Annotated in this window: 14 protein-coding genes and 1 pseudogene; 12 read left to right on the top strand and 3 right to left on the bottom strand. The window is 55.6% G+C overall.

Going from position 1 to position 11795, the window contains the following annotated elements; all coding sequences use genetic code 11:
- Positions 1–50 precede the first annotated feature (50 nt).
- Both rdgC and EAO39_RS08570 read left to right on the top strand, forming a co-directional pair.
- Positions 51–190 (top strand): annotated as a pseudogene (gene rdgC, locus EAO39_RS22900) (recombination-associated protein RdgC); the annotation flags it as partial.
- Positions 191–308: 118 nt separating this feature from the next.
- Positions 309–1523: an AAA family ATPase gene (locus EAO39_RS08570; RefSeq protein WP_120967020.1), complete on the top strand. Its 1215-nt coding sequence runs from the start codon at positions 309–311 to the stop codon at positions 1521–1523.
- Positions 1524–1552: 29 nt separating this feature from the next.
- Here the strand turns inward: EAO39_RS08570 and EAO39_RS08565 are convergent, their stop codons facing one another.
- Entirely contained in the window at positions 1553–2086 is a 534-nt protein-coding gene (locus EAO39_RS08565; protein ID WP_162989505.1) for a hypothetical protein, read from the bottom strand.
- 345 nt (positions 2087–2431) lie between these two features.
- Between EAO39_RS08565 and EAO39_RS08560 the strand changes: the two genes are divergently transcribed.
- The 9 genes from EAO39_RS08560 (at position 2432) to EAO39_RS08520 (ending at position 8058) form a co-directional block, all read left to right on the top strand.
- Positions 2432–2971 carry a hypothetical protein gene (locus EAO39_RS08560; RefSeq protein WP_120967018.1) on the top strand — a complete coding sequence of 180 codons (540 nt, stop codon included), beginning with the start codon at positions 2432–2434 and terminating at the stop codon, positions 2969–2971.
- A gap of 68 nt (positions 2972–3039) precedes the next feature.
- Positions 3040–3330, top strand: coding sequence for a hypothetical protein (locus EAO39_RS08555; protein WP_120967017.1), 291 nt, complete (start codon positions 3040–3042; stop codon positions 3328–3330).
- Between the two features lie 13 nt (positions 3331–3343).
- Positions 3344–4192 (top strand): hypothetical protein, encoded by an 849-nt coding sequence (locus EAO39_RS08550; RefSeq protein ID WP_120967016.1) that lies wholly within the window; start codon positions 3344–3346, stop codon positions 4190–4192.
- On the top strand, positions 4192–4680 hold the full coding sequence (locus tag EAO39_RS08545; RefSeq protein ID WP_120967015.1) for a hypothetical protein: 489 nt from the start codon (positions 4192–4194) through the stop codon (positions 4678–4680). The genes EAO39_RS08550 and EAO39_RS08545 overlap by 1 nt, the downstream gene beginning before the upstream one ends.
- On the top strand, positions 4680–4919 hold the full coding sequence (locus EAO39_RS08540) for a hypothetical protein (protein ID WP_162989504.1): 240 nt from the start codon (positions 4680–4682) through the stop codon (positions 4917–4919). Before EAO39_RS08545 ends, EAO39_RS08540 begins: the two co-directional genes overlap by 1 nt.
- Before the next feature lie 103 nt (positions 4920–5022).
- The gene (locus EAO39_RS08535; RefSeq protein WP_162989503.1) at positions 5023–5616 is read left to right on the top strand and encodes a hypothetical protein; all 594 of its coding nucleotides are present in this window, start codon (positions 5023–5025) and stop codon (positions 5614–5616) included.
- Positions 5617–6005: 389 nt separating this feature from the next.
- Positions 6006–6260, top strand: coding sequence for an excisionase (locus EAO39_RS08530; RefSeq protein ID WP_120967012.1), 255 nt, complete (start codon positions 6006–6008; stop codon positions 6258–6260).
- A complete protein-coding gene (locus EAO39_RS08525; protein WP_120967011.1) occupies positions 6218–7405 on the top strand; it encodes a site-specific integrase in 1188 nt (395 codons plus the stop codon). The genes EAO39_RS08530 and EAO39_RS08525 overlap by 43 nt, the downstream gene beginning before the upstream one ends.
- The gene (locus EAO39_RS08520; protein WP_162989502.1) at positions 7405–8058 is read left to right on the top strand and encodes an HNH endonuclease; all 654 of its coding nucleotides are present in this window, start codon (positions 7405–7407) and stop codon (positions 8056–8058) included. Before EAO39_RS08525 ends, EAO39_RS08520 begins: the two co-directional genes overlap by 1 nt.
- Before the next feature lie 255 nt (positions 8059–8313).
- Here the strand turns inward: EAO39_RS08520 and EAO39_RS08515 are convergent, their stop codons facing one another.
- Positions 8314–9531 (bottom strand): hypothetical protein, encoded by a 1218-nt coding sequence (locus tag EAO39_RS08515; protein ID WP_162989501.1) that lies wholly within the window; start codon positions 9529–9531, stop codon positions 8314–8316.
- A 104-nt stretch (positions 9532–9635) separates the two neighbouring features.
- The gene (locus EAO39_RS08510) at positions 9636–11426 is read right to left on the bottom strand and encodes an AAA family ATPase (RefSeq protein WP_162989500.1); all 1791 of its coding nucleotides are present in this window, start codon (positions 11424–11426) and stop codon (positions 9636–9638) included.
- A gap of 162 nt (positions 11427–11588) precedes the next feature.
- Between EAO39_RS08510 and EAO39_RS08505 the strand changes: the two genes are divergently transcribed.
- On the top strand, positions 11589–11795 hold the full coding sequence (locus tag EAO39_RS08505; protein ID WP_120967007.1) for a hypothetical protein: 207 nt from the start codon (positions 11589–11591) through the stop codon (positions 11793–11795).

Below are 11795 nucleotides of genomic sequence, written 5' to 3'. Positions count from 1 at the left end.
CTGCGGTTTGTATCCAGCCACAGTACTGGTTTTTCAATTTTGGAGCTCCAATGTTCAAGAGCATGATCATTTACCGCATTGCCGAGAGCTGGCAAGGCGTTCTGCAAGCGTTGGAAGATGCCCTGCCAAAGACAGTCTTTGCCGAATGCGGCGCCCCCAAGAGCGCTCCGTGGGAATGGTGTCACCACGCGCCCCGCAGCGCGGCGCTTGCAGTACTATTGCGCTCAAGTTAGCTTAAGTTGGCGAAACACCCCACTTAGTTGGCGAGCACGTCATAGAATCACTCACACCTAAGTTATGGAGAACGTATGCCGGACATGCATCGCCTTGATCTTCTTGCCTCAGCGTTCAGCCCTAGCGCTCCCATCGACAACCAATCGCTGTTTTCTGGCCGAATCTCTCAGCTTACTGATGTACTAAACGCTGTGAACCAAAAGGGTCAACATGCCATCCTTTTTGGAGAGCGTGGCGTAGGTAAAACATCTCTCGCACGCGTGATATCAAGTGGCATAAGCATTCGCGGCAAGCGTACCATTGTGGGCGCCATAAACTGCGATCAAACGATGACATTTGACTCTCTTTGGAGAAAAATATTTAGAGAAATTGTTCTATCAATCAATCAAAAGAACCCAGATGGAACAACCGACAATATTGACGTTAGTTTTCTAGGCAAGCTCCCAACAACTCAATTAACGCCAGACGACATACGGCATATTCTTAGTCGTCTTCCAAAGACTATTGTTGTGATTGATGAGCTCGATAGAATAACCTCACAAGGTGTAACCACTGCGCTAGCAGACACAATCAAAACCCTTTCAGATCATGCCATCGACTCGACGGTTCTTCTCGTTGGGGTTGCTGATTCAGTCGATAGTTTGATCAAAGAGCACGAGAGCATAGAGAGGGCCTTGGTACAAATTCGCATGCCGAGAATGTCGAAAGACGAACTGACAGAGATTATTAAAAAAGGATTGAATGGTGCACAAATGACAATTACAGATGATGCCTGCAATGGCATTACTGCATTGTCTCAAGGACTTCCACACTACACGCACCTACTAACCCAAAGCGCGGGTCAAAATTCTGCGACAAATGATAGAACAGAAGTTACGGAAAAAGACGTCCGCGCGGCTATAGACAAAGCTCTCTCAAAGGCACAACAGAGCATTATTAGCGCACACCATAAAGCCACCAATAGTCCGCGCGAGAACCTGTACCCACAGGTGCTTTTGGCCTGCAGTCTTGCTGAGCAAGATGGACTTGGATATTTTGCTGCTGTGGATGTACGAGCTCCGCTTTCTAAGATAATGCACAAAGCATATGAAATCCCTGCATTCTCTCAACATTTGAATGCATTCTGTGAGCCAGGTAGAGGTCCAGTGCTTCAGCGAACTGGAACCACTAGAAGATATCGCTTTCGCTTTATCAACCCGCTATTGCAGCCATTTGTTTTAATGGATGGCATCAAGAAAGAACTTATTTCTCCCGACGAGTTAAAGAATATAGCCCAACAGAAGAATTAGTGGGCTATCAGCAAATACATCCTTAAATTCTAAATATCGAGATAATCAAGTATTTTTGCAAAACAATTTTTGCGACTTCTGATTATCTCATCTTTTTCCTGATTTAGATTATTTATCGCATTGACATTCATACCGGGAATACCCAAGCTTATTTCCATTTGCTCAAGATCGCGTATTTTCTTATCAATAGTCGCTTCATCATTATTAAGAGATGATAGCAGTGCAGCCAGCGCATTAAGTTGTACCAGCGCATGAGAAGCATTTGCTTGCTTGTTTTGAGCCTTAGCACTCTCTTCCAATGCTTTCTTTGTCTCTGCTAATTCTTGCTTCTGCATTTTCACGCCCTTCGCTATCCATATTAGCGCCAAAAATGCAATGAGAGGATTTAAAATTCCTCCAAAAAAATCACCTACTTGCCCATTATTCTCATAGCTAACACTCCAAAATCCTTCTTGAAAGAACAACCATATTGGCACTAATATTGTGCAAATAAGAACGATGGCCATAACCATCATTACAATATGTCCGGTTCTTTCCTCTATAAAATTAAATATTTTATCCATAAAATTCTTTAGATTAGCATGCTAAGTTAAGGCTGCAGCGTCATCAGTCCCCGCGTAACCCCATCCAGCCAGTCATCATATTCACCTCAATGGGACTAATGGACATCAAACAAAAAAAATGTGACCAAGAACCCTTGCGCATCGATTTTTAACAGCCCTCGAAGAGCAGCAATCTTAGCCTCAGGATTCTGCATATTTGAGCCCAATGAACTGTCCTATGTTCTGTAAATCACTGGCAGACGGGGTTGCAGCCATTCGGACATAGGCGAGCCCAACTCAAAAGGGTCGTCTAACCACCAACAAACCGGCCCGCCACTGAGCGGGCTTTTTGCTTTCTGGAGCCCTATGCTTACCTGGGAAGAACTTAAAAAGCTACGCGAGGACTTTGAAACCGCATATGCGCGCCACGCAAAGCGCTATGTGGGCCTAGAAGGCACCGCCGAGGAAATCGCGGAGCTGGTGAAGAAAGACCGCAACGGCCCCCACTATCGCAATGAGAAGTGCGACTACGCCTGGATCGGCTATCAGCTAGCCCCTGCCCTCAAAAAGCCATCCACCCCGGATTTCTTGGCTGACATGGACCGGGGTCAGTTGCGCTGCTGCGTGGAGCTGGCAAACGAGCGCCTGTACAAGATGGCGCAGGTTGAAAAGGTGCCCGTGTGGCTACTGATCGTTGACGGCGTTCGCCGCTACACGGCCACCAGCTCAGCCGATGCCATGGACTGGATGGGCCGCTTTGTGGCTGCGTATCAGGCCGCGCCCGACCCCGATCTACTGGACTCCGAAGACTATCCCATCGCCATCGAGACAAAAAGCGTGCATGCCGACGAGCTGCCGGGGATGCTGTCGGTCAACGACAAGCCCGAAGACTTCGGCAAGTGGTAGCCGAACCCAAATTCAAGTAATCACCCCAGCCCGCCGCCGCGGGCTTTCTCATTCTGGGAGCCACCTTTATGGGCACACCTAAGCCATTCGCAAAGCTGTTCGAGAACCCCACTTTGGGCCAGCTGCTGGTTCAACGCAGTACCAACGATGACGACAGGCCGGGCCTGCGCATCACCTTCGACCCGGGAATTGACGAGCTGCAGCCCTGCGACATCTTTCTGTCAGTTGGCGGGGTGGATGACGAAACCGCAGAGCGCGCCGCCGATGAGCTATTCACTCGCTTTGACGAAGACATGGCCATCGCATCCGTCCAAAAGCAGGTTGATCAGATCAAGCAGATGTACAGCAACCGTCATTGAGGGAGCCACCTATATGCAAGATAAGACCCAAGAGAAGAGCTCAATTTGCACCGCAACCGTGTCACAAGAAGGGCCGGCCAAATGGAACGTAGCCTTTGAATGGAAGGACGGCGCGTTTTGCGTTCCTGGCGAATACAAGCTCTATGCACATCCTCAGCAGGCAGCGCCAGCAGCCGTGGCAGTGCCTGATGAGCGCGCCGAGTTTGAAGACTTTTTCCGCAAGCGCAACGGGCTTCACCCAGACACAGACACGACTTTCCGCAGCGATGCGGCTGAGCCCTGGAGGTACTGGCAGGCCCGCGCCGCGCTTGCCGCCACTACGGCAACAGAGCTTGCAACCTTGCCAGCAGCCGCGCCAGTGCTGCCTGAGCCTGATGCCATGGAGTTTCAAGGCAATGACGGCGAATGGCATGGCTTTGTTGATGCTCGGCACAAGCAAGCAACCGTCGAATCTGGCAAGTGGCCTATTCGCAATCTCTACTCAGAAGGCTCAGTGCGCGCCCTGCTGGCTACTGCTACCGGACTTCCCGCGCAGTCAGTGCCCGCCAGGCTGATCACGGCAATCAACACCGCATGCGGTGGTAACGAGTGGCAAGGCGATGCGCTGGTTACAGACTTGCTGGAGCCAGCATGCCGAGCCATCGCCAGTTTTGCACCCCAGGCGCAGGCAGACGCGCGGGATGCGGACGACGCGGCACTCATCGAATGGCTGTCTGGCCAGTATCTCGCCGCCGACTTCCATTGGGGCGATCCGAAAACATCGGTACTCGTTATCGAGATTCCGCCAACCGCATCCGTTTGCGGCGACTTCCGCACGGACGTTCGCGCAGCAATCGCTATCGCGGCAGCAAAGGGGGAGTGATGAACAAGACGCACACACCCAAGGTCAACGACATACTGCACCGCGTAGAAGGTCAATACATCGATGACGGCTCGGAAACCTATCAGGGTATGGAGTTGGAGTGGCAGCAATGGAAAGTCGTGAAGGCAACACCACGCGGCGCATGGCTGCAGTCCGTCGAACGGCCTTACCAGAAGCTGCGGTTCGCATTGATCCCCGGTGCGCGTTGGGTAAGCAGCACCAAGGCCGAGGCTCTTGCAGGGCTGATTGCGCGCAAACGCAGGCAGCTTGAAATCATCAGGCAACAAAACATCACCGCTACCGAAACTCTCGGCCTTGCCCAGTCTGCGTTGGCTGAAATTGCACAGCGCGCCGCCCAGGCAGCGCAGACGGACACTGCAATGCAGGATGAACGCGAAAGGCACGCGGATTGGGTAGATGACACCCACGCTGCACTTGAAGCGCGGGACGCCAAGATCGCCGCCCAGGCAGCGCAAGGGGGTGAGTGATGGAGCTTGAACACTGGATAGTCGGAATCTTGGGCTTTCTCTTCGGCGGCTTATCCGTCGCATTCCTGTGGATGCGCTCACCAGACTTTGCCGATGCCGAGCGTTATCGATGGCTAAAGGCAACCACCAAGACCTGCACCAACGATGCTGGCGAACGCATCGATGTGCGGAATATGCCCGAAGCATGGGATGCCGCAATCGACAAGCAGCGCGCCCAGGCGCAGGAAGTCGAAGCATGAGCACCGAAGCCGCAAAGGAAATTGGCGAGGGCATCGCATGGCTGGGCTTTTGGCTCGCCGGTGGCGCTGTCCTTGTCGCCGCAATCATGAATGGATGGAAACCATGGGAGTGACACAAAACACACCAGAGCAGCTTCGCGCCCTGGCTGCCGCCGCCGACAAGCACGGCCAGCATACCTACACCCACTGGCGCGACAGCAATGCAGCCAAGGCCAATGAGCTGTGGTGCCAAGCGGCCAGCCCCGAGCTGGTCACCGGCCTGCTGGATCGCATCAAGGAGCTGGAAGCATGGCAAGACGATGTACGCAGCAATTCGCCACTTCTGGCGCGCCTGGATCGCGCCGAAAAGCGGGTGAAGGAGCTGGAAGCCACCCACCTGACAGACGGCGAAATCTTCGCAGCACAAGAACGCCTCATCGCGGCCAAAGATGAGCTGTACCGCTCCCGCATTGGCCAGGGGTGTTATCGCTGCAAAAAGGGCACGTACCGCGCGGACGGCAACGGGTACCACGACTTCCACCGTTGCGACAGCTGCCGGCATGTGCCCATGTGGGGAGCAGACGGCAACGAGTTCGGCGTCAAAACTGAGCAGCACAAGGAGCCATGGCTCTGCCTACTTTGTAAAAGCAGCCGACCGGGTAACCACGGCTTCCTTGATGACCGAACCACCCCATGCCCGAACAAAGGGAAAACATGAGCCGCCGAGCCCGCGAACGCCGCGACAAGCGAGCGCCTACCTGCTGCGCTGCCGGCCGATCCGGCGGCAAGCAAGCGCGCTGTGCCGATGGCCTTCGCCTTTGGAACCTCTATCAACGCGCCTACCAGGCGCAACTACGCAAGGGATAAGCATGAAGCCACCCAAGCTATCCCGTGCCATGCGCACCATGCTGCACAACGCAATCCATGGCCGCCCGCTGGAAACAAGCCTCACCCGAAACAGCACATCCCACAAAACCCACAGCACCGTCCAGGCGCTACACCGCGCCGGAATGCTGGCCGGCATTGACCACAAGCCCACGGCCGCCGGGCGGGCCTACTTTGAGACGCCCAAACCTCTGGCCCCAACCACTATTTCAGTCAATTTCCATGAAACATCAAGTTACATCCATTCCCCGGGCTGCGACCAATGATGAGCCCGCCGTCACCCCCGAGTGGGTGCTGGCATCAAAGTACGAAGAACTCACGGGCGTAACGCGGGAGACGGTCAAACAGCGCAAAAAGGCCGGTGTCTGGCGCGAAGGCGCACAGGTAGCTGTTGTGCACCGCCGCATTTACGTCAACATCAAAGCAGCCGATCAATGGATAAAAGACCACCTAACCAAGCAACACCGCCCGGCGTAAAGATTCGCCCTCTTGTCTCTGGTGACAGGCTTCAGATTGCCTTTACCTGGGAAGGCCAGGAGTGCCGCGAACTGCTTCCAGTCTGCTCAATCAACAAAAGCAGCATTCAGCGAGCGGCCTCCTTGCGCGATGAAATACGCCGCAAGATTGCCGAAGGCAACTTCTCCTATGCCGAGTACTTCCCAGACAGCCCCAAGGCTGCGGCCCCCTCCAAGAGCAACCCGCTCATGGAAACACTGCTACAAAAGCAGTTGGACATTTACGCCCGCCAGGTGAAGAACGGGCAAATGTCCCCGTCCACATACAACGGCTACGCCAAGGCCATCACCGGTGCGCGCATGTGCCGCTGGCACGGGCTGCAGGTTGGCGAAGTGCTGCCAAGCCTGCTGCGTGACTGGGTTTCAGAAATGGACTGCACCAGCAAAGCCATACGCAACATGCTGACCCCCCTGCGCAGCTTGTTTGAAGATGCCCTGAATGATGAGCTGATCGACTTCAACCCCTTTGAGCGCATCGCCCTATCCAAGCTGATCAGGCAAACAGCCAAGGCGAGCGACTACGTGGTGACCCCATTTAGCGCCGCTGAGAGGGAGTCCATCCTCAAAGCCTGCCGGCCGGACGAACGACCCATGCTCCAGTTCTGGTTTGAGACAGGCCTGCGTCCAGGCGAGCTGCAAGCCCTGCTGTGGACGCACATCGATTGGGACCGATCTGTTGCCCGCATTGAGCTCAACCAAGTTGCGGGGGTGATCAAGGGGCCTAAAACCGCTGCTGGTATCCGGGATGTAGAGCTGTCTACCGAGGCATTGGCCGCACTGCGCGCCCAGCGCCCTATTTCTGAGCTCAAGGGCGAGCGCATCTGGCTCAATCCGCGCACCGGGGAGCCATGGAACACAGATGCCCAGATCCGCAAGACACTCTGGCAGCCGGTCTGCAAGCGCGCGGGGGTGGAATATCGAAACCCCTATCAGGTACGGCACACCTATGCATCGGCCCTACTGACCGGTGGCGCCAACCCATGGTACGTGGCCAGCCAGATGGGGCACGAGGATGTGGAAATGGTTTTTCGCACCTACGGCAAATTCATCAAGGACGACTATCAGAAGCCGAAACCACAGCTAACATTTGTGGCAGGAGGCCAATAGTGAGTGAACTTAAAGCACAGCTTCAGGTAGTTGCTACGCTTATTGACGAAGAAGACCACATTAATGCCGCAAATGCCGCGCGAGAGTTGGTCACCTTGCTTGAAGCAAAGCAGCTCAAGGTAGCGCATCCACTAACAAAAGCGGATCGCGCCACTGGCACAGCCCCATCCGCAGACGAGGTTCGCAGCCTTCTGGACTATGACCCAGAAACTGGAAAATTTCATTGGAAAAAGAAAACGACCCGGCGAAGGATCGAAGGAGCAACGGCAGGCACGACAGCCAAAGAGGGCTACGTGTCCATTTCATTGGGCTACAAAGCCTACAAGGCTCACCGGCTCGCCTGGCTGTATGTCTACGGCAGCTGGCCCCGTGGCGTCATTGATCACATCAATGGATGCAAAGGCGACAACCGAATTGCAAACCTGCGTGAAACCACCCAGCGAAGCAACTCACACAACCGTCAGGGAGCCAACAAAAATAGCTCGACCCAGATTCTTGGCGTAAGCCGGACTGATGATGGCTGGAGGGCTCAAATTACCTCGGCCGGGCGAACAATCTCGCTCGGCACCTTCTCAACCGAGCGTGAGGCACAGCTCGCCTATGAGCGGGCAAAGGGTCGAATCCATGACAAGGCCTCTCCCTCCTTCCCATGACTCATGACTGATCGGTGCGAATCGGTGCGATTTCGGTGCGATTCGATGGACACCACAGGACACTAAAAGGCAAAGAAAAACCGCCACACACTAGGCTTTCCAGTGTGTGGCGGTGTTTTGAGTGGTGGTGGAACACGGAACTGAACCCGCGTCCGCTTTCAGAACCAGATAGTAACGCATGGCTCCTGAGTCCTTCGATTCGACGACTTGGCCAAATGCGCGTGGGCATAGAGCAAACCCATGACAACCGGAACTTCAAGCTCGTTCTACCCAAGGGGTAGGCGTGGCGACATGGGCGACTAAGGAGCGCAACTTGGCCACTGCATCGACGGGATCATGGGGCAGCGTGGCGAAGCTGATTTTTTTTACGCCATCAAGGTGCCATGGGCTGTTCTGCTCGGCATGGGGGGTGTCAGGTTTGGATGGGTCGAAGGGATATGCCAAGAGTCCCCAGGTCAACAGTCCTTCAGGAGCTTGAAAGCGTCCCAGATAGGCGGCCATCTGGTACAGGTCGTCGCGCTGCGGCCCATTTGGTGAGCTGGCAGACGGATGAAGGGACTTGTATTTGGCGTCAACAACGCCCCTGATGGTGGAGCCTGAAAGCAGGATGGCGTCGGGTATCAATGTGCCCAAACCTCGGCCCGAGACTTCGCTGTGGAGCAGCTTCTTGGTGGCAGACTTATCTCGGGTGCCGTGAGTCACGGTCAACGGTGCAGCAGCTTTCCGCAAAATACTGAGCACATACATTTCCCACAGCTCGGCAACGTCGAGCAGCACACCTTTCGTTTCGCCACTGGCATCAATATCAGCAGCAAGCCCCCTTCGGTTTGCAATCTGCCGCGACAACTCAGCGATAGGCGCAAAGCCTGCGGTCATCGGCGTATATCGAATCCGATCCAGTTCAGCCTTCGTCGGTACGCGTGGTCGCGCCCCGGTGACAGCCATCAGATGGGGCAGGAGTTCCTTGGCACGCTTCGGAAGCCATTTTTCGTCCGGCACCCCAAGCCACCGCCGCAGCACTTCGTAGGCAGCGACGATGGCGTCAGATGCAGCGTGATCTAGCGTTCGCTCTGAACGGATGGAAACAACCTGCCCACCACCAGCGGCGATCAAGCGCAGAGATGCAGGGACATCAAGCCGTCCCCTGACAGTCGCGCCTTTCGTAGCCACTTCACGGCGAAGCGCAGGCAGCCCATGCCGTGCCGCCTCGATGAAACCATGGGCCCAAACGGACGCGAGGAGTTGGGCAATAAACGATTCGTCCTCCCTGAGCTTCCCGGGCGCGTCGGTCAGCACGACCGACGTTGCTTCAAAAAGCCAATTCCGAAGCGTGGCCAGGCCAAAACGTGGCTCGATGGTCAGGCTGTGCCCCTCGAAGGAAATTGAGCCAACGTACCGGCCAGCCCACCAAGTGCCGTCCCATGCGCAGTAGACGATTGGTTCGTCCTCGTCCCTTTCGCCGGAAATGGGCACGACAAGGCTCGAGGCTTGGACTTTGGTTGCAAGCTTACGGAGCCAGTTCGCCTCCGCCGCTGTCGGTGGCGGGACAAGCGGCGAGCAGTCACGCGCAACTAGTTTCACTCTGCCACCGACGGCTTGAGCAAGACCTTGGATAGCCGGTCGAGCTCGGTATTGCGTGCGTTAGCGTCCAGCCCAGCGAGGTACTGCTCCAATAGTGGGCGAAGAGATAGGTTCCACACCTGCACAACGGGCTCCAGCGCTTCACCCTTCTTGTTCCAAAGGTAGTTCTGTTTACGCGAAGGTCGAGCACCGAGGAAATTGCGCAGGAACACGACCACGTCAAGCAGATAGGTGTGCCCGATCTCGTACTGCGAGCCAAGCAGCGGGCTGTCGTGGATCTGCTTGTTCAACGCCGCTGCAGCTGCCGCCAATTTGCGGAAGTCCGGTTCGATACGATCCCACTCCAAGCCCGATTCCAGATCCTTCCACTTCGATTCGGCGGCACCCACCAGAGCCTCGGCGTCAAACGGGCAAAGTAGCCACAGGAAACGGCGGCGCAGCGCGAAGTCGATCTGCTCGATGGACTGGTCAATCAGGTTCATGGTGCCGATCACGTACAGATCGTCGGGGATGCGCAGCTTCATTGCTGCCCCGTCGCCATTGCGTGCCGGAAGCTCAATCGTCTGATTGCGATCCTCAAGCAAGGAGAAGCATTCGCCGAGCATCCGACTCAGATCCGTCCGGTTCATTTCATCCAGTATCATGATGTGCGGCAGACGTTCCGCGCGTGGCTGTCGCTCGATGTCCTCAATCAGTTTCGGAAGGTAGCCAGCTCGATATTCCGTGCCACCGCCATTCGAAATGTGGAGTGCGCGAATGAAGTCCTCGTAGCTGTAGGCCGGGTGCAGCTGCAGTCGATGCACGTTGTCGCGGATCGCGGATTCGATAGCAGATTGCGACTGGAAGTAGCGAGCCGGGCCCATTTGGCTCAGTGCCGCAGATCGGATGACACGCTCAGCCAGCTTCTTGGCGCGAAAAGTCTTGCCAGTACCCGGCGGTCCGTAGAGGACGATCTGCTTCTTGTGCTGGATGATCTCCAGCGGCGCACCTTCAGATGCGCCCTCGCTGTCGTCGTACCAAGCCTCGACAAGCGGCGACCAGTAAAAGTCCAGCTCCTGGTTGGGAAGCAGCTTTTCGAGCTCCTGGCGAATGGCCAAGATCGCCCGGTCATCATCCTCTGCTTCGGCAGTGACCAGTCCCGAGAAAGCCTTGATGACTCTGCGCTTGTGATTGCCACTTGCTATGCGCTCGAAGTGCTCGGGAAACAGGAGGTGGAGGAGCATGTGCCGAAGCTGCTTCGACTCGGCATCTTCTATGCTGTCAACGATCTCTTGAAAGAGCCACGGATCGGCAGCCACCTGTGCCTGCCGGTCCTGCGGTAACTTTTTCCATGCGATGGCGAGCTCGATCAGAAAGGCGATTTCGAAGGGACGACGGGTGTTGTAGCCCTGGCCGCCACTGCCGATCCCGTTGGCGAAGGCTGCTGACACAGGGTGTGACTCCGGCAGGCTGTCACCGCCCCACCCGAGCACCTCGCTCACGACCTGTCGCTTGCGTACGCCTCCGACACTGGAGGGGAACAGGAAGTACACGCTCAAGATCTCTGCTGCAAGGCGTGACACATCCTGCCCGGCCTTGCCAACCTGATCTCTGAACTTGTCGATAAACGTGCGATCGCCTTCGTCAGGAGTTGCAACGAAGGCCTTGTGGATGCGATCCAGAACGTCAGGCCGCCAAACGGAAGCGTCGGCGAACAGCAGTGAGCCGTCGTTCAGGAGGCAGTTGGTCCGGAATGCATCAGCCGCTTGGTAGATTTTGGTTGTGTCGTGTTCTGAATAGCGGGCCATAGCATCCTCAATTGACGTTCGTAGGCAGAAAGCGCTGACCGATGCACTTCCCAAGCGTAGGTTGCCAAGCTCCATCGCCAGCAACAGCCAAGATTGGCCTTGGCTTTCGCCTCTCCCTGATGTAATGTACCATCCATCACATTACATTGTCACGAGTTCCCTATGAGCATCGGCAGCAGCGGCAGGATAGTCATCGAGGTTGAGCCCGAGGTCAAAAGACAGCTCTACTCAACCCTCGCACGGGAAGGTATGACCCTGAAGGATTGGTTCTTGCGTGAAGCGCAAAACTACATGAAAACCACGGCACAAATGCCTCTAGATTTGACTTCCGACGTCAAGTCGGCTGATCAGACGAAGAACACACTTTAG

It is taken from the genome of Comamonas sp. lk (assembly GCF_900564145.1).
GTDB lineage: Bacteria > Pseudomonadota > Gammaproteobacteria > Burkholderiales > Burkholderiaceae_C > Comamonas.
The sequence above is the reverse complement of the archived record's forward strand: the minus strand, read 5'-3'. Positions and strand labels throughout refer to the sequence as shown.

Bases quoted from the DNA above. Each gene is read 5' to 3' on its own strand.
- EAO39_RS08570 (WP_120967020.1), top strand. From the start codon at position 309: ATGCCGGACATGCATCGCCTTGATCTTCTTGCCTCAGCGTTCAGCCCT.
- EAO39_RS08565 (WP_162989505.1), bottom strand. From the start codon at position 2,086: ATGGATAAAATATTTAATTTTATAGAGGAAAGAACCGGACATATTGTA.
- EAO39_RS08560 (WP_120967018.1), top strand. From the start codon at position 2,432: ATGCTTACCTGGGAAGAACTTAAAAAGCTACGCGAGGACTTTGAAACC.
- EAO39_RS08555 (WP_120967017.1), top strand. From the start codon at position 3,040: ATGGGCACACCTAAGCCATTCGCAAAGCTGTTCGAGAACCCCACTTTG.
- EAO39_RS08550 (WP_120967016.1), top strand. From the start codon at position 3,344: ATGCAAGATAAGACCCAAGAGAAGAGCTCAATTTGCACCGCAACCGTG.
- EAO39_RS08545 (WP_120967015.1), top strand. From the start codon at position 4,192: ATGAACAAGACGCACACACCCAAGGTCAACGACATACTGCACCGCGTA.
- EAO39_RS08540 (WP_162989504.1), top strand. From the start codon at position 4,680: ATGGAGCTTGAACACTGGATAGTCGGAATCTTGGGCTTTCTCTTCGGC.
- EAO39_RS08535 (WP_162989503.1), top strand. From the start codon at position 5,023: ATGGGAGTGACACAAAACACACCAGAGCAGCTTCGCGCCCTGGCTGCC.
- EAO39_RS08530 (WP_120967012.1), top strand. From the start codon at position 6,006: ATGAAACATCAAGTTACATCCATTCCCCGGGCTGCGACCAATGATGAG.
- EAO39_RS08525 (WP_120967011.1), top strand. From the start codon at position 6,218: ATGGATAAAAGACCACCTAACCAAGCAACACCGCCCGGCGTAAAGATT.
- EAO39_RS08510 (WP_162989500.1), bottom strand. From the start codon at position 11,426: ATGGCCCGCTATTCAGAACACGACACAACCAAAATCTACCAAGCGGCT.
- EAO39_RS08505 (WP_120967007.1), top strand. From the start codon at position 11,589: ATGAGCATCGGCAGCAGCGGCAGGATAGTCATCGAGGTTGAGCCCGAG.